15 protein-coding genes are annotated in these 16,602 nt (G+C 70.1%); 12 read left to right on the top strand and 3 right to left on the bottom strand.

What is annotated here, in order from left to right:
* The first annotated feature begins 78 nt into the window (after window positions 1-78).
* From lspA to ACFOM8_RS04220, 7 genes are all read left to right on the top strand, one after another.
* Window positions 79-615 carry a signal peptidase II gene (gene lspA / locus ACFOM8_RS04190; RefSeq protein ID WP_377760066.1) on the top strand — a complete coding sequence of 179 codons (537 nt, stop codon included), beginning with the start codon at window positions 79-81 and terminating at the stop codon, window positions 613-615.
* A 31-nt stretch (window positions 616-646) separates the two neighbouring features.
* A complete protein-coding gene (locus tag ACFOM8_RS04195) occupies window positions 647-1,165 on the top strand; it encodes a DUF3035 domain-containing protein (RefSeq protein ID WP_377759590.1) in 519 nt (172 codons plus the stop codon).
* Window positions 1,162-2,376, top strand: a complete 1,215-nt coding sequence (locus tag ACFOM8_RS04200; RefSeq protein WP_377759591.1) for a cytochrome P450 — start codon at window positions 1,162-1,164, stop codon at window positions 2,374-2,376. The genes ACFOM8_RS04195 and ACFOM8_RS04200 overlap by 4 nt, the downstream gene beginning before the upstream one ends.
* 70 nt (window positions 2,377-2,446) lie before the next feature.
* Entirely contained in the window at window positions 2,447-3,862 is a 1,416-nt protein-coding gene (locus ACFOM8_RS04205; protein ID WP_377759593.1) for a M16 family metallopeptidase, read from the top strand.
* Window positions 3,859-5,190, top strand: a complete 1,332-nt coding sequence (locus tag ACFOM8_RS04210; protein ID WP_377759594.1) for a M16 family metallopeptidase — start codon at window positions 3,859-3,861, stop codon at window positions 5,188-5,190. The genes ACFOM8_RS04205 and ACFOM8_RS04210 overlap by 4 nt, the downstream gene beginning before the upstream one ends.
* A 226-nt stretch (window positions 5,191-5,416) precedes the next feature.
* On the top strand, window positions 5,417-7,216 hold the full coding sequence (mutL, locus tag ACFOM8_RS04215) for a DNA mismatch repair endonuclease MutL (RefSeq protein WP_377759596.1): 1,800 nt from the start codon (window positions 5,417-5,419) through the stop codon (window positions 7,214-7,216).
* Window positions 7,217-7,264: 48 nt separating this feature from the next.
* The gene (locus ACFOM8_RS04220) at window positions 7,265-7,636 is read left to right on the top strand and encodes a DUF3775 domain-containing protein (protein ID WP_377759597.1); all 372 of its coding nucleotides are present in this window, start codon (window positions 7,265-7,267) and stop codon (window positions 7,634-7,636) included.
* On the opposite strand, the gene ACFOM8_RS04225 is transcribed toward ACFOM8_RS04220, so the two are convergent.
* Both ACFOM8_RS04225 and ACFOM8_RS04230 read right to left on the bottom strand, forming a co-directional pair.
* Complete coding sequence (locus tag ACFOM8_RS04225; RefSeq protein WP_377759599.1) at window positions 7,633-8,841, bottom strand: PQQ-dependent sugar dehydrogenase; 1,209 nt, start codon at window positions 8,839-8,841, stop codon at window positions 7,633-7,635. The genes ACFOM8_RS04220 and ACFOM8_RS04225 overlap by 4 nt on opposite strands.
* Window positions 8,842-8,922: 81 nt before the next feature.
* On the bottom strand, window positions 8,923-9,981 hold the full coding sequence (locus ACFOM8_RS04230) for a saccharopine dehydrogenase (protein ID WP_377759600.1): 1,059 nt from the start codon (window positions 9,979-9,981) through the stop codon (window positions 8,923-8,925).
* A gap of 122 nt (window positions 9,982-10,103) precedes the next feature.
* Here ACFOM8_RS04230 and ACFOM8_RS04235 point away from each other — a divergent pair, with 122 nt between their 5' ends.
* The 4 genes from ACFOM8_RS04235 to ACFOM8_RS04250 are packed head-to-tail and all read left to right on the top strand — an operon-like array spanning window position 10,104 to window position 14,295.
* Window positions 10,104-10,880: an MBL fold metallo-hydrolase gene (locus tag ACFOM8_RS04235; RefSeq protein ID WP_377759602.1), complete on the top strand. Its 777-nt coding sequence runs from the start codon at window positions 10,104-10,106 to the stop codon at window positions 10,878-10,880.
* A gap of 42 nt (window positions 10,881-10,922) precedes the next feature.
* On the top strand, window positions 10,923-11,864 hold the full coding sequence (locus tag ACFOM8_RS04240; RefSeq protein ID WP_377759603.1) for an ABC transporter permease: 942 nt from the start codon (window positions 10,923-10,925) through the stop codon (window positions 11,862-11,864).
* Window positions 11,861-12,697 (top strand): ABC transporter permease, encoded by an 837-nt coding sequence (locus ACFOM8_RS04245; protein ID WP_377759605.1) that lies wholly within the window; start codon window positions 11,861-11,863, stop codon window positions 12,695-12,697. Before ACFOM8_RS04240 ends, ACFOM8_RS04245 begins: the two co-directional genes overlap by 4 nt.
* Window positions 12,694-14,295 carry an ABC transporter ATP-binding protein gene (locus tag ACFOM8_RS04250; RefSeq protein WP_377759607.1) on the top strand — a complete coding sequence of 534 codons (1,602 nt, stop codon included), beginning with the start codon at window positions 12,694-12,696 and terminating at the stop codon, window positions 14,293-14,295. Before ACFOM8_RS04245 ends, ACFOM8_RS04250 begins: the two co-directional genes overlap by 4 nt.
* A 135-nt stretch (window positions 14,296-14,430) precedes the next feature.
* Here ACFOM8_RS04250 and fnrL read toward each other — a convergent pair whose 3' ends face one another.
* Window positions 14,431-15,180, bottom strand: coding sequence for a transcriptional regulator FnrL (gene fnrL, locus ACFOM8_RS04255; protein WP_377760068.1), 750 nt, complete (start codon window positions 15,178-15,180; stop codon window positions 14,431-14,433).
* 45 nt (window positions 15,181-15,225) lie between these two features.
* On the opposite strand from fnrL, the gene hemN reads away from it, so the two are divergent.
* The gene (hemN, locus tag ACFOM8_RS04260) at window positions 15,226-16,581 is read left to right on the top strand and encodes an oxygen-independent coproporphyrinogen III oxidase (protein ID WP_377759609.1); all 1,356 of its coding nucleotides are present in this window, start codon (window positions 15,226-15,228) and stop codon (window positions 16,579-16,581) included.
* The last annotated feature ends 21 nt before the right edge of the window (window positions 16,582-16,602 follow it).

Genomic DNA, 16,602 nt, shown 5'->3' on the forward strand with positions numbered 1-16,602 from the left:
GCACCGGCCCAGCACCAGGCGCCCAGGACGCGCAGGCCCCGCGCGCCGAAAAAGCCCGCGCCTCCGGTTCGCACGAACATGCGGCTGGTGGCCTGGACGGCGGGGCTGATCTTCCTGCTGGACCAGGCGCTGAAATACTGGGTTGTCCACGTGCTGCAACTGGACCGCCTGCGCGAGATCGACGTGCTGCCGCCCTGGCTGAACCTGCGCATGGCCTGGAACCAGGGCGTGAACTTCGGCCTGATGGCGTCGGATACCGACATCACCCGCTGGATCCTGATCGCGGTCGCGCTTGTCATCGTGGCCTGGGTCTGGATCTGGATCTGGCGGTCCGATGCGGGACGCTTCGCCCGCGTGGCGGCGGGGCTGCTGATCGGCGGCGCGCTTGGCAACGTGATCGACCGGCTTCTTTACGGCGCGGTGGCGGATTTCCTGAACATGTCGCTGCCGGGATGGCAGAACCCCTACAGCTTCAACGTGGCCGACATCGCCATCTTCGCGGGCGCCATCGGGCTGGTTCTGGTGCCGCAGAAGAAGGAAGCCGGAAAGCCCGCCCGCAAGCCGCAGGCGAGGCCCGCCGACAAGACCCGTGACGGCACCGGAAAATCCGGCTAGAACGGGGCGCAACAAAGGCAAGGGGCAGAACATGCAGGCTTTCGTCAGGGGCATCGCGGCAGCGGCCGTTCTGGGGCTTTCGGCCTGCGGCAGCAACCAGCTGATGAACATCGAGACCGGCCAGAACAGCCCGGACGAATTCGCCATCCTGCCGACCCGGCCCTTGTCCATGCCGCCCGACCTGGCGCTGCTGCCCACCCCCACGCCGGGCGGGGCCAACATCACCGACCCCAGCCCGAACGCCGATGCCGTGGCGGCCCTTGGCGGCAATCCGGCGCGGCTGTCCGACGGGGGCATCGCCGCCGCCGACGGCGCGCTGGTCGCCCATGCCGCGCGCCGCGGCAGCGACCCCGCCATCCGCCGGACGCTGGCCCAGGCCGATGCCGAATGGCGGTCGCGCAACAAGCGCCGCCCGCTGGAAGCCTTGTTCGGCACCACCGTGTATCAGCGCGCCTACCGCCCCATGGCGCTTGATTCGCGGACCGAACAGCAGCGCTGGCAACGCGCGGGGGCCATCACCCAGACCTCGCCCGCGCCCGTCGAGGAATGACGGCGGGCTTCGACCCTGCCCAACCCGGTTTCGGCGCGAACCCCTGGCCCGCTTATGCGCGGCTGCGGGCGGCGCCCGGCCTGCCCCTTTGGAACGGGTTCCGCCTGGCCGCGCGGTTCGCGGATGTGCGGGCCATCGCCTCGGACCGCCGGATGGTGCGGGGAACCGCGCTGTTCGCCCCCGAGATCCGGCGGCAGATGCAGGCGGCCGAGAATTTCCACGACATGCCGTTCCACGAACGCTTCGTGCAGACCTCGATGCTGGAACTGGACGGGCCGGACCACGACCGGCTGCGCCGGGCGGTTTTTCCCTTTTTCACCAAGACCCGGCTGGAAAGCCTGCGCTCCTTTGTCACCGGGTGGGTCGATGCCGCGCTGGACCGGCTGGTTGCGCGGGGCCGCTTCGACTTCATCGCCGATCTGGCCGCCCATCTGCCGGGACAGGTGATCGGCCATCTGATCGGCACCGATCCCGCGCTTGCCCCGCAGATGACGCGATGGTCCGAGGATACCGTCAGCTATTTCGACGTGAGCCGCCGCACGGCAGAGCGCAAGGCGCAGGCCGAAGGGGCGGTGCGCCTGTTCCACGACGCGCTGCTGGACCTCCATGCGGCCCGCCAGGCGCAGCCCCGCGACGACCTGATGACCGCGATGATCGGGGCGAAGAACGCGGGCCTGCTGAGCCATGACGAGCTGATCGCCACGATCATGCAGATCCTGCACGCGGGGCACGGATCGACCATCGACGTGATGGGCGGCGGGCTGCACGCGTTGCTGGCGCACCCGGACCAGATGGCCCGGCTGCGCGCCGATCCGGGCCTGATGCCGACGGCGGTGCAGGAAATGTTCCGCTTTGCCCCGCCGCTGATCTTCTTTCACCGCTACGCCGGCGAGGATCTGTCGATCTGCGGGCAGGCGTGGCCCAAGGGGGCGAAGTTCGGCCTGCTTTACGCCAGCGCCAACCGCGACCCCGAGGCCTTCCCGGACCCCGACCGCTTCGATGTGGCGCGCAGGCCGAACCTGCACCTGGCCTTCGGCGCGGGTCCGCATGTCTGCCTGGGCAACAACCTCGCGCGGTTGAACATGGAGATCCTGTTCGCCCGCCTGCTGGCCCGCACCCGCGCCATCGAACTTGCGGGCCCCGTCCCCTGGAAAACCGGCCTTCAGGCGCATGGCCCGCTGTCCCTGCCCATCACCATCGCCACACATTAGCGTCAGACAGGTTGCGCAATCTCCGGCGCCGGGCCAGATTTCCGCCCGAGCCCAAGGAGGTTTAGCCCCCATGCACCGCCCGACCCTGCCCGCGCTTCTGGTTCTGACCCTTGCCACCGCGCCCGCGCTGGCCGACATGCCCGAAGGCATCACCCATTTCACCCTGCCCAACGGCCTGGAAACCGTGGTGATCGAGGATCACCGCGCCCCCGTGGTCGTGCAGATGGTCTGGTACAAAATCGGTTCCGCCGACGAACAGCCCGGCAAGTCGGGAATCGCCCATTACCTGGAACACCTGATGTTCAAGGGCACCGACACGCTGGAACCCGGCGAACTGTCCAAGACCGTGACCGCCAACGGCGGTTCCGACAACGCCTTCACCTCCTATGACTACACCGCCTATTTCCAGCGCATCGCCTCGGACCGCCTGCCCCTGGTCATGGGAATGGAGGCCGACCGCATGGCCAACCTGCGCATCGGCGAGGACGACTGGCAGGCCGAACGCCAGGTCGTGCTGGAGGAACGGGCGCAACGCGTGGACAGCGACCCCGGCTCGCTGTTCGCCGAGGAGCGCAACGCCACCCTGTTCTACAACCACCCCTACGGCCGCCCTGTGATCGGCTGGCGCGCCGAGATGGAGGGGCTGACCCGCGACGACGCCCTGGCCTGGTACGACGATCATTATTCCCCGAACGAGGCGATCCTGATCCTCGCGGGCGACGTGACGCCCGAGCGCGCCCGCGAACTGGCCGAACGGTATTACGGCCCTATCCCCGCCAAGGGCGCCGCCGAACCCCGCGTCCGCCCGCAGGAACCCGTTCAACGGTCGCCCCGGCGGATGCAGATGACCGACCCCCGCGTGCCCCAGCCGGTGATGACGCGCAGTTACATCGCCCCCGAACGGAACCCCGGCGACCAAAAGGACGCCGCCGCCCTGACGGTGCTGGCGGAACTGCTGGGCGGGTCCATGCAGACCTCGGTTCTGGGACGGGAACTGGCGCTCAAGGGCAAGGCCCTGTGGGTGAACGCGGGCTATGACGGCTTTTCCGTCGATCCGACCAGCTTCGGCATTTCCCTGGTTCCCGCCGACGGCATGGCGCCCGAAGAGGCCGAGGCCGAACTGGACCGCGCGCTGGCGGACTTTCTGGAAACCGGCCCGGACCCCGCCGATCTGGACCGCGTCAAGACGCAGATCGAGGCCGCGCGGGTTTACACGCTCGATTCCGCGCATGGCCGGGCCTACGATTACGGGCAAGGTCTGGCGACCGGGCTGTCGGTCGAGGACGTGAACGACTGGCCCGACATCCTGGCCTCCGTCACCGCCGAGGACGTGATGGCCGCCGCCCGGCAGGTGCTGGGCAGCGAGGCCACAGTGACCGGCTGGCTGCTGCCCGCCGAGGCCGCGCAAACGCCCCCCGCCGCCCGAGCCGCACCCGCCCCTGCCCCCGCCCCGACCGACACCCCCAAGCCCGAGGTGCAAGGATGATCCGCGCCGCCATCGCCCTGTTGTTCGCCGTGCTGGCCGTGCCGGCCCATGCCATCGACATCCAGGAAGTCACCTCGCCTGGCGGCATCAAGGCCTGGCTGGTCGCCGACGACAGCATCCCCTTTGTCGCGGTGGAGTTCGACTTCAAGGGCGGCGCCAGCCTGGATGCCGAAGGAAAGCGCGGCGCCGTCAACCTGATGACCGCCACGCTTGAGGAAGGCGCGGGCAGCCGCGATTCCGTGGCCTTCGCCCAGGCGGTCGAGGATCTGGGGGCGCAGTTCTCCTTTGACGTGGGCGACGATTCGCTGTCGGTCGGGATGCGCGCCTTGTCCGAGAACCGCGACAAGGCCGCCGCTCTGCTGGCCGAGGCGCTGACCCAGCCCCGCTTCGACGATGCGGCGGTCGAGCGCGTGCGCGCGCAGGTGCAGTCGATCATCCGGGCCGAGGCGACCGATCCCCAAGCCATCGCCGCCAAGGAAATGTCCCGCCAGGCCTGGGGGGACCACCCCTATGCCACATCCATCAACGGCACGCGGGAAACGGTGGCCGCGCTGACGCGCCAGGATCTGGTCGCGGCCAAGAACCGCGTGCTGGCCCGCGACCGCGTGGTGGTGGGCGCGGCAGGCGACATCACCCCCGAGGAACTGGGCCTTTTGCTGGACAAGGTGCTGGGCGGCCTGCCGGAACAGGGCACCGCACCCTTGCCGGAACCTGCGCGGTTGCAGCTGACCGGCGGCGTCACGGTGATCGACTGGGACAGCCCGCAGACCGTTGTCAGCTTTGCCGGGCCGGGGCTGCCCATCGACGATCCCGATTACTTCGCGGCCTATGTGGCCAACCACATCCTGGGCGGCGGCGGCTTCAGTTCCCGCCTGATGGAGGAGATCCGCGAAAAGCGCGGGCTGACCTATGGCGTGGGCACCGCCCTGGCGACGGGCGTCTATGGCCAGACCTGGCAGGGCGGCATGGCGGGGTCGAACGCCACCACGGGCGAGGCCGTGGCGCTGATCCGGCAGGAATGGGACCGCATGTCGCAAGGCGTGACCGACAGGGAACTGGCCGACGCCAAGACCTTTCTGACGGGCGAATACCCCCTGCGCTTCGACGGCAACGGCAAGATCGCGGGGATCCTGGCCGGGATGCAGCTGATCGGCCTGCCCATCGACTATGTGAACACCCGCAACGCCAAGGTCGAGGCGGTCACCGCCGATGACGTGAAGCGCGTGGCAGGGCGGCTGCTGGATGCGGATGCGCTGCGCTTCGTGCTGGTCGGGCGGCCCGAAGGGATCGCGGCGACCGATGAGGCAGAGGCAAAGGCGGTGAACTGACCCGGGGGCTTGCGGAGCTTGCCGGATTTGTCCCGCGACGGCTCCGGCCGCGCCCGTCCGGGCGGTCACGCCCCCATTTGCGGAAACCCGGTCCGACGGCCCGCCCTGTCGCGCGCCTGCGACGGGGGGCCAATCGGTCCGGGGAATGTTCGCCGGACATCCGCCTGCCGGACATCGGCCACGGAATCTCTGGCCCCGCTGTCTTGCCCCTGCTAGATTTGGACGCATGAACACCCATGCCCACCATATCCGGCCCGTCATCCGGCAGCTGGACGAGGCCACCGCCAACCGCATCGCGGCCGGCGAGGTGGTGGAGCGTCCCGCCTCGGCGGTCAAGGAACTGGTGGAAAACGCGCTGGACGCCGGGGCCGCCCGCATCGACATCGCCATCGAGAACGGCGGCAGGCGGCTGATCCGGGTCTGCGACGACGGCTGCGGCATGATGCCGGAAGACCTGCCGCTGGCCTTGTCGCGCCATGCGACCAGCAAGATCGACGGCTCGGATCTGCTGGCGATCCGTTCCTTCGGCTTCCGGGGCGAGGCGCTGCCCTCCTTGGGCGCGGTCGGACGGCTGACGATCACCTCGCGGACGCGGGGCGGCGAGGGCGCGGTGATCGCGGTGGCAGGCGGAAAGGTCGCGCCCGCGCGGCCCGCCGCCGCCAATCCGGGCACGATCGTGGAACTGCGCGACCTGTTCTTCGCCACCCCCGCCCGGCTGAAATTCCTGCGCGGCGACCGGGCCGAAACGATGGCCGTGGCCGAATGCGTCCGCCGCCTGGCGATGGCCGAGCCTTTCGTGGGCTTCACGCTGACCGCCGACGGCAAGGAGATCTTCCGCGCCGATGCGGAAGGGGGCGCGTTGTTCGACGCGCTGAAAACCCGCCTGTCCCGCGTCATGGGCCGCGACTTCATCGACAACGCCATTGCCATCGACGCCGAACGCGACGGGCTGGTTCTGACCGGCTTTGCCGCGCTGCCCACCTATTCGCGCGGCGCGGCGGTGGCGCAGCATCTTTACGTGAACGGCCGGCCGGTGCGCGACAAGCTGCTGACCGGGGCGCTGCGGGCGGGATACATGGACGTGCTGGCCTCGGGGCGGCATCCGGCGGCGGTGCTGTATCTGACCTGCGACCCGCAGCTGGTGGACGTGAACGTCCATCCCGCCAAGGCCGAGGTCCGCTTCCGCGACCCGCAGGGCGCGCGGGGCCTGCTGGTCGGCGCCCTGCGGCACGGGCTGGCGAATGCCGGGCATCGCGCCTCGTCCACCCTGGGCGACGCGACGCTGGCGGCGTTTGCCGCCGAACCGGCGCCGCGCGCCTATCGGATGGACTACCGCCCCTCGGCCCCGGCGATCCGCGCCAGCCTGGATCTGCAAGCCCCCGTCGCGGGATTTGCCGAGGCCCCCTCGGCCCGCACCGAGGATCCGGCGCCGGTCCCGGCGGATGCCCCCCTGGGCGCGGCCCGGGCGCAGATCCACGAGAACTACATCATCGCCCAGACCGAGGACGGGCTGGTTATCGTCGATGCCCATGCCGCGCATGAACGGCTGGTTTATGAACGGCTGAAGGCCCAGGCGGCGGCCACAGGCATCGCCCGCCAGGCCCTGCTGATCCCCGAGATCGTGGATCTGTCCGAACCCGACGCCGCCCGCATCCTGGCGGTGGCGGCGGATTTGGCCGGCCTGGGCCTGGTGATCGAACCTTTCGGCGGCGGGGCCGTCGCGGTGCGCGAAACCCCCGCGATGCTGACCCCGCTGGACCTGCCCGCCCTGATCCGCGACATCCTGGACGATCTGGCGGACCAGGGCGCCTCGGACCGGCTGCGGGCGCGGCTGGATGCCGTCCTGTCGTCCATGGCCTGCCATGGCTCGGTCCGGTCGGGCCGGCGCATGGGGGCCGAGGAAATGAACGCCCTGCTGCGGGACATGGAGCGCACGCCCAAGTCCGGCCAGTGCAACCACGGCCGCCCCACCTGGGTCAAGCTGCGCTTGTCCGACATCGAGCGGCTGTTCGGGCGCAAGGATTGACCGCCGCCCCCAAGGGCGCGACAGTCGGCCCAATAAAGGAGCCGTGCCATGTTGCAGATCAGTCCTGAAAAGATCGCCCATATCATCATCCGCGCGCGCGAATACGACAGCGGCGTCAACCCTTGGGCGCATTCGGGCGGCAGGCGGCAGCACGGCGTCCAGAACGAGCTGCGCGGCTTCATCGCCAATCTCAACGAGGACGAGCAGGCCAGCCTGGTTGCCGTCATGTGGATCGGCCGCGAAAGCTTCGAGCCCGAGGAACTGGGCGAAGCCATCGAAACCGCCCGGATCGAGCGCACCACGCCCACCGAGGACTACCTGATGGGAGAGCCGCGCCTGGCCGACCTGCTGGAGGCGGGACTGGACGCCCTCGGCATCTCGCCCGAAGATGCCGAGGACGATCTGAACCGCCCCGTCTAGGACGCCTCTCCGGCGGGGGTGACGCGGATCAGCTTGCCGTTGTCCTCGTCGGTCAGCAGCATGATGGCGCCATCGCGGGCGACGGCCACTTCGCGCACGCGGCCGATGCCTTGCAGGTGCCGCGCCTCGCCCGTCACCCGGTCGCCGTCCAGTTCAAGGCGCACAAGCGCGCCCGCCTTCAGCCCGCCGGTCAGCAGGTCGCCCTGCCAGTCGGGAAACATCGCGCCGTCGTAAAAGGTCATCTGGCCCGGCGCGATCACCGGATCCCAGTAATAGACCGGCTGCTCGGTCCCCTCGAGCTGCGTGATCCCCTCGCCGATGGGTCCGCCGCTGTAGTCGATGCCATAGGTCACGCGCGGCCAGCCGTAGTTGCGGCCCGCCTGCGGGCGGTTCAGCTCGTCCCCGCCTTTCGGGCCATGCTCGATGGTCCACAGGCGTCCCTGGCCGTCCAGCGCCGCGCCCTGGATGTTGCGGTGGCCCCAGGACCAGATCTCGGGCAGGGCCTCGGCCACGCCGGGATCGCCCATGGGGGCGCCCGTTTCGGGGTCGATGCGCACCACCTTGCCAAGCGTCGTGGTCACGTTCTGCGACAAGACGCGCGCATCCGGGACGGATCGTTCGCCGGTGGTCACGAACAGCCCGCCCTGACCGTCATGGATCAGAACGGAACCGTAATGCTTGGTCGAATCCCAGGCGGGCTGCTGCTGCCAAATGACCTCGACGCCCTCCAGCGTGCCGTTGTCGGCCGACAGGGTGCCGGTGGCGACGGCAGTCGCGGTCTTGCCGCCGTCCCGAGGCTGGGCGAAGCTGATCCAGACGCGGCGGGTGTCCGCGAAATCCTCGGCAACGGTCACGTCCAGCAGCCCGCCCTGGTCGCGGGTGTCGATGTCCGGCAACCCGCCGATGGGGTCGGACAGGGCGCCGTCCGCGCCCACCATCCGCAGATTGCCCGCGCGTTCGGTCACAAGCCAGGCGCCGTCCGGCAGTTCGGCCAGGCCCCAGGGATGATCCAGCCCCTCGGCGATCACCGTCTGGTCCAGCGCCACGTCGCCTTCCAGCACCGGCGCGCGGGTCTGGTTCTCGAAGGCGGGCTGCTGGTCCGGGGCGTTGGGGGCGGCGGCGTTGAAATCCTGCGCCACGGCGCTTCCGGCAAGCAATGCCGCCGCGGCGGTCATGGCCGTCATGCTGGGAGAAAGTCGGGACATGCGAGTCTCCTGGATGTCGGGTGATCGCTGGCCGAACACCCCCGGGGGGCCGGCGTTCCGCCCCGCCCCATCACGTCTGTGTCAGGCCAGCCGCGCCATGCGGTCCTGGAACAAGGCGCCTGCCCGGCCCCATGGGCCTTCGTCGATCCGGTCCAGCCGCGCCAGCACCGGCAGAAGCTGCCGCGCGTAATCCTCGGAGCTTTCGCGCGGCAGCATCGAGGGCAGGTTGTCGATGGCCATCACGTCCAGGGGCGGATGGTCGGCCACCCGCAGCACCGGCTTGTCCCAGCCGGTCGTGCGGTCATAAACCCTGACCGGGGAAAAATCGCTGGTCGGATCGCAGGCCACGTCGCCGATGACCGTCAGGGCGCGGGCCAGAGTCGCGGCATCGGCGGGAACGAACACGGGCGCGCCTGGCTGGGCCAGGATCGCGTTGACGAACAGGTCATGGGCCAGAACCTCGGGGAAAGGGCCGCCATGGGCGGTTTCGGCCATGTCCCAGCGGGTGACGGGCACGTTCATCTCGGCCAGCAGGTCGGCGGCGCCGCTGCCCACGCGGCCCTTGGCGCCGATCACCAGGGCGCGCGGACGGGGACGGCCCGTGGCGTCCAGCTGCGCGCGGAGTTCGTCCAAAAGCCGCCCCTTGTCGGCTTGGGCGTGGACCGGCCCGCAGATCCCGCCCCGCTGCTGCGCCACCCAGGCCTTCAGGCTGACCGCCGCCCCCGCATAGCCCGCCCAGTGCCCGAAGGCCGCCAGGCGGCGGCCCGCGTCGTCCGTCAGGTATTCCAGGTCGTAAAGCCGCCCGCCCCCATCGGCGAACCGGCGCAGCAGAACCTGTCCCGCGGGCTGACCCTTGAAGGCATGGCCGAACATGACGTGGCGATGGCGCAGGGGGGTGCCGTCCTCGGGCAGCTCCTTCAGACCGAAGATGATGGCGTCACCGGGCGCGGTGGGCCAGCTTCCCTCGGGCGCGACAGCGGCGCCCGCGCGGGCATAGGCGTCCGTCGGCAGCACGCGGCGGGGGCTGTCCTCGACCGTGACGGCGAACCCTTGGGCAATCAGCGAGGCCACGCCGTCGGGGGTGATGCCCACCCGGTCCTCGTTCGGGCGGCTTTCGGCCCGCACCCACAGATGTGTCATCGCCAGTCCCCGATCCCTGATTGCACGGCCTTCTAGCGCGCCCCGTCAGGCGGCGGAAGGGAACCCCGCGGGCGCCATGCGTGTTCCACCCCGTTGCCATTCCCGTGCCCGGAGTTCTTCCGATGATCCTCAGCCGCCGCGCCAGCCTGATGCTGGGCCTTGCCACCGTCAGCGCCGCCGTCCTGCCCCGAATCGCCCTGGCCCAGACCGCAGCGCCCACCTCGTTCGCTTATCCCGTCGAAGGGGGCCAGGTCACCTTTCATCCGGTCGATCACGCCTCGATGGTGGTCGAAACGCCGGGCGGGGTGATCTATGTCGATCCGGTGGGGGGCGCGGATCTTTATCGCGGGATGCCGCAGCCCTCGCTGATCCTGATCACGCACGAGCATGGCGATCATTTCGACCTGCCGACGCTGCAAGCCCTGCCCCCTGTCGCGATCATCGCCAACCCGGCGGTCCACGGGATGCTGCCCGCCGACATGCAGTCGCGCGCGACCGCCATGGCCAATGGCGACCAGGCACAGGCCATGGGCATGGGGATCGAGGCGGTGCCCGCCTACAACACCAGCCCCGACAAGCAGCAGTTCCACCCGCAGGGACGCGACAACGGCTATGTCCTGACGGTCGGCGGCAAGCGGTTCTATATCGCGGGCGACACCGAGGACACGCCCGAGATGCGCGCGCTGGACGGCATCGACGTGGCCTTCCTGCCCATGAACCTGCCCTACACCATGACGGTCCAGCAGGCGGCCGACGCGGTCGCGGAGTTCAGGCCGGTTTCGGTCTTTCCTTATCACCACCGGGGCAGCGACGTGCAGGAATTCGCCCGCCTGGTCGAGGCGTCGGGCGCGGGCAGCCTGGTCGTTCTTGCCGACTGGTATCCCCGCGGCGAGGGCTGACGCGTCTTTACCGTTGCGGCGGGGCAGGTTAGCAATGCGGCCATGCTGCGATACCTGTCTCGCCGGATGATCGTGATGGGGCTGAGCCTGCTTGCGGCCTCGGCCCTGATCTTTTCCGTGACCGAGCTTGTGCCGGGCGACCCGGCCAGCTTCATGCTGGGAACCGGCGCGCAGCCTGAAACCCTGGCGGCCTTGCGTCAGCAGATGGGCCTGGACCGGCCCCTGGCCCTGCGCTACGCGGCCTGGGCGGGGGCGATCCTGCGGGGCGATTTCGGCACCAGCCTCACCTACAGGACGCCGGTTGCGGGCATGATCCTTGAACGGTTGCAGGTCTCGCTGCCGCTGGCGCTGATGGCGCTGGCCCTGGCGGGTGCCATGGCGCTGCCGGCCGGGCTTTACGCGGCGGGGCGGCGGGGCCGGGCGGGCGGCAGGCTGGTGATGGGGGCCACGCAGCTGGGCGTCGCGCTGCCCAACTTCTGGCTGGCGATGCTGCTGGTGCTGGTTTTCGCCGTCAAGCTGCGCTGGCTGCCCGCGGGCGGCTTTCCCGGCTGGTCCGATCCCCTGGCCGCGCTGCGGTCCCTGGTCCTGCCCAGCCTGGCACTCGCCTTGCCGCAGGGCGCGATCCTGGCCCGCGTGCTGCGGTCGGCCCTGGTTGAAACCATGGGCCAGGATTATATCCGCACCGCCCGCGCCAAGGGACTGACCAGCGGCCAGGCGCTGCGCCGCCATGCCCTGCGCAATGCGCTGATCCCGGTGCTGACGATCCTGGGGATGCAGTTCAGCTTCCTGCTGGCGGGCGCGATCATCATCGAGAACGTCTTCTACCTGCCGGGTCTGGGCCGGATGATCTTCCAGGCGATCACGCAGCGCGACCTGATCGTGGTGCAATCGGCCGTGCTGGTGCTGGTCGCCGCCGTGATCGCCGTGACCTTTCTGGTCGATCTGGCCTATGCCGCCGTGGATCCGAGGCTGCGCCGGGCATGAGGACCGGTCCCGTTCTTGGCCCCGTTCTTGGCCCCGTTCTTGGCGCCGCGCTGGCCGGGCTGGCGCTGGCGGCGGCCCTGCTGTCGGCGGTCTGGACCCCTTACGATGTCGGCCAGGTGGCCATTGCCGACAAGCTGCAACCGCCCTCGGCCGCGCATTGGCTGGGAACGGATCATTTCGGGCGCGACATCCTGTCCATGGCGATGCTGGGCGCGCAAAGCTCGATGGCGGTGGCGCTGGCCGCGGTCGCCATGGGCCTGGGCCTGGGCGTGCCGCTGGGCCTGCTGGCGGCGGCGCGGCGCGGCGGCTGGACGGACGATCTGGTGATGCGCGGCAACGACCTGGTCTTCGCCTTTCCGTCCCTGGTCATCGCGATCCTGATCGCCGCGGTCCGAGGGCCGTCGGCGCTGAACGCGATCGTCGCCATCGGCATCTTCAACATCCCGGTCTTTGCCCGCGTCACGCGCGGGGCGGCGCTGCCGATCTGGGTGCTGGACTACATCCGCGCGGCCCGGCTGGCGGGCAAGGGCGCGGCGCTGATCAGCCTGCAACACGTCCTGCCCAACATCGCCGGCCTTGTGATCGTGCAGGCCACCATCCAGTTCAGCCTGGCCATCCTGGCCGAGGCCGGGCTGTCCTATGTCGGCCTTGGCGCGCAGCCCCCCACCCCCAGCTGGGGCCGGATGCTGGCCGAGGCGCAGACCATGGTCACGCTGGCCCCCCATGCGGCGGTTATTCCCGGCCTGTGCATCCTGCTGACGGTGCTGGGCCTGAACCTGCTGGGCGACGGCTTGCGCGACGCGCTGGACCCGCGGCTGCGGGTGATGCGGTGATCCGGCTTGACGGCCTGTCCGTCGCCATCGGCGGGCATCCGGTCCTGGACGGGGTGTCGCTGGATCTGGCGCCGGGCACCATCACGGGTCTGGTCGGCGAATCCGGCAGCGGCAAGTCGATGACCGCGCTGGCGGTCATGGGACTGCTGCCCCGCCGGGCGCAGGCCTCGGGCCGGGTGACGCTGGACGGGCGGTCCCTGCTGGACCTGCCCGAACGCGCCATGTGCCGCATCCGGGGCCGACGCATCGGCATGATCTTCCAGGAGCCCATGACGGCGCTGAACCCGCTGATGCGCATCGGCGACCAGGTGGCCGAGGTGCTGCGCCTCCACAAAGGCCTGGGCCGCGCCGCCGCGCTGGCCCAGGCCCGCGAACGGCTGGACCGCGTGGGCCTTTCCGCGCCCCGCTTTCCCCTGGCGCTGTATCCGCACGAACTGTCGGGCGGGCAGCGCCAGCGGGTCGCCATTGCCATGGCGATTGCGCTGCGCCCCGGCCTGCTGATCGCGGACGAGCCGACCACGGCCCTGGACGTGACCACGCAGGCGCGCATCCTGGCCCTGCTGAGGTCTCTGGCGCGCCAGGAAGGCATGGCTCTGCTGTTGATCACGCATGACCTGGCCGTGGTGGCGGGCATGGCCGACCGGGTCGCGGTCATGAAATCCGGTCGCATCGTTGAAAGCGGGCCCACGGGCGCGGTGTTCCGCCAGCGCCGACATCCTTATACGCGGCAGCTGTTCGCGGCCTCGCGGCACAAGCCCGCGCGCAGCCCGCGCCCGGCCGCCGCACCGCTGCTGGAGGTCCGGGACGCCCTGCGCGAATACCGCCTGACCGGCGGCAGCCTGCGCGCGCTGGACGGCGTCAGCCTGACGGTCGGGCGCGGCGAAAGCGTCGGGCTGGTGGGCGAATCGGGCTGCGGGAAATCGACGCTGGCCCGGGCGGTCCTGGGGCTTGATCCCTTGCAGGGGGGGCGGATCCGGCTGGACGGGCTGGATGTCGCCGCCGGTTCGCGGATGCCGCCCGGCCTGCGGGCGCGGATGGGGGCGGTGTTCCAGGATCCCTTCGGCAGCTTTGATCCCCGCTGGCGGGTCGATCGCCTGCTGGCCGAGCCGTTCCACCTGACCGCCCGTCCCGCGGACTGGCGCGACCGCGTCGGCGCGGCGCTGGCCGAGGTCGGGCTTGGGCCGGGCGACGCCCGCAGGTTCATCCACGAGTTTTCGGGCGGCCAGCGCCAGCGGCTTGCCTTGGCGCGGGCGCTGATCATCCGTCCCGCGCTGATCGTGCTGGACGAGGCCGTCAGCGCGCTGGATGTCCGGGTCCGGGCGCAGGTGCTGGATCTGCTGGCCCGGTTGCAGGCCGATCACGGGCTGTCCTATCTGTTCATCAGCCACGATCTGTCGGTGGTGCGCGGCATCGCCGACCGCGTCCTGGTCATGCAGGCGGGCCGCATCGTCGAGGAAGGGCCGCCCGAGCAGGTCATCGGCGCGCCCCGGCATGATCATACGCGGTCGCTGGTGGCGGCCATGCCGGAAATTCCGGCAGAATGGAGGCAGGGCCGACCGGGCGGGTCTGGGAAACATGCGCTTCCCCCGCCGCCGTGATCGGGTGCCATCCCGCAACCCCGGCAGGCCGGCGCCCGACGGGGGCGGGGCGGGCGCCGACCGGGCCTCGGAGGCCTGGCGGCACTTGTGATGCCGGCATCGCGTGGCGAAGGCGGTGGGCTTCGCCAGCCGGGGTCAGCTCAGATACCCGCCATCCGAATCGTCGCCCGATTCCCCGACCAGCTGGGCGAAGTCCGGCAGGACAATGGTGCGCTTGCCCTGAAGCTCGATCACGCCCTCGCGCTTCAGCGCGCTGATCTGGCGGCTGACGGTTTCCAGGGTCAGGCCCAGGTAATCGGCCATCGCCTCGCGCGTCAGGGGCAGCTCGATCCGCATCCGTCCGCCCGGCTCGCGCTTTTGCAGCGCCGCCTCGCGCCGGGCGATGATCGCGATGAACGAGGCGATCTTTTCCCGCGCCGTCTTGCGGCCCAGCAGCAGCATCCATTCGCGGGCCGCGTCCAGTTCGTCCAGCGTCATTTCCAGCAGCCGGTGCGCGACATGGGGCGTGGCGCGCATCATCTGTTCGAACGGCTTGCGGCGGAAACAGCACATCACGACCTTTGTCGCGGCCGTCGCGTGATAGGCGGCGATCTCGCGGCTTGGCCGGCCCAGGAAATCGCTGGGCAGCAGCAGGCCCACCATCTGCGTGCGCCCGTCCTCCAGCGTCTGCGTCAGCGAGGCCACGCCGCTGACCACCGATCCCACGAAGTCCATCCGGTCGCCTTCCCAGACGATGGGCTGGCCCGGCTCGAAGGCCCGGTAGAACTTCATGTCCTCCAGCAGGGCAAGCTCGTCGGTCTCGCAATGCGCGCAAACGGCGCGATAGCGGATCGGGCAGTCGCCACAGCGTTCCCCGCCGTCCTGGCCGGTGGATTTCTGGTTGATCTGGGTCAAGGCAATCTCGCGCGTTTCCGTCTAGAACCTACCGCCATGAGCAATGTTTCGCAACTGAAGCGGCTGGGCCTGTTCGACGCGCGCGTCCCGCGCTACACGAGCTATCCCCCCGCCACGCAATTCAAGAACGGCGTGAACGCCAGTATGGCCGCGGGCTGGCTCGATTCCATCCCTGATGGCGCGGCGATCTCGCTTTATCTGCATGTGCCGTTTTGCCGCAGGTTGTGCTGGTTCTGCGCCTGCCGCACGCAGGGCACCAAGACGCTGGATCCGGTGATCGCCTATGTGGACACGGTTCTGGCCGAGCTGGCGCTGCTGCGCCGCCACCTGCCGCGCGGGGTGCGCCTGTCGCGGCTGCACTGGGGCGGGGGCACGCCGACGCTGCTGCCGCCCGACCAGATGCGGCGCGTGGCCGAGGCGATCTTCGACGCGGTGCCGATGGCCGAAGGGGCGGAATTCTCGGTCGAGATCGACCCTTCGGAAATCGACGCCCCGCGCATGGCGGCGCTTGCGGCGGCGGGGATGAACCGCGCCTCGATCGGGGTGCAGGACTTCGATCCGAAGATCCAGGACGCCATTGGCCGCCGGCAGCCGTTCGCGCTGACCGGCCAAGCGGCCGACCTGATCCGCGGCCACGGCATCGCCAGCCTGAACGCCGACATCCTTTACGGGCTGCCGCATCAGGACCGGAGCCGCATCTCCGAAACCGTGCAGAAGCTGCTGGCCTTGTCGCCGGACCGGGTGGCGCTCTACGGCTATGCCCATGTGCCCTGGATGTCCAAGCGCCAGGTGATGATCCCCGAGGACGCCCTGCCCGGCAACGAGGACCGGCTGGCCCTGTTCAACACCGCGCGCGACCTGTTCGTGGCCGACGGCTATGCCGAGATCGGCATCGACCATTTCGCCCGGCCCGGCGACGGGCTGGCGGTGGCCGCGAAAGCGGGCCGGCTGCGGCGCAACTTCCAGGGCTATACCGACGACGGAGCCGAGGTTCTGCTGGGTCTTGGCGCGTCGTCCATTTCCCGCTTTCCGCAAGGTTATGCGCAGAACGCGCCCGCGACCGGGGCCTATACGGCGGCGGTTCGCGACGGGCGGCTGCCCGTCACGCGGGGCCATGCCTTCACCCCCGAGGATCGCTGGCGCGGCCGGATGATCGAATCGCTGATGTGCAATTTCAGGATCGACGCGGAGGAGATGGCGCGCGGCTACGGCCTGACGCCCGCCCGCTTGCAAGAGGTCTTCGACCCGGTGATCGGGCAATTCGGCAACATGGTCGAGGTCGGTCCCTGCGGCCTGCGCATCGCGCCCGAGGGCCGCCCGCTGGCGCGCATGGTGGCGAACATGCTGGACAGCTACATGGCCGCCCCGACCAGCCATTCCTCGGCGGTTTGACGATGCGGGCTGCGCGCTCGC

The organism is Paracoccus angustae (assembly GCF_042648745.1).
Taxonomy (GTDB): Bacteria; Pseudomonadota; Alphaproteobacteria; order Rhodobacterales; family Rhodobacteraceae; genus Paracoccus; species Paracoccus angustae.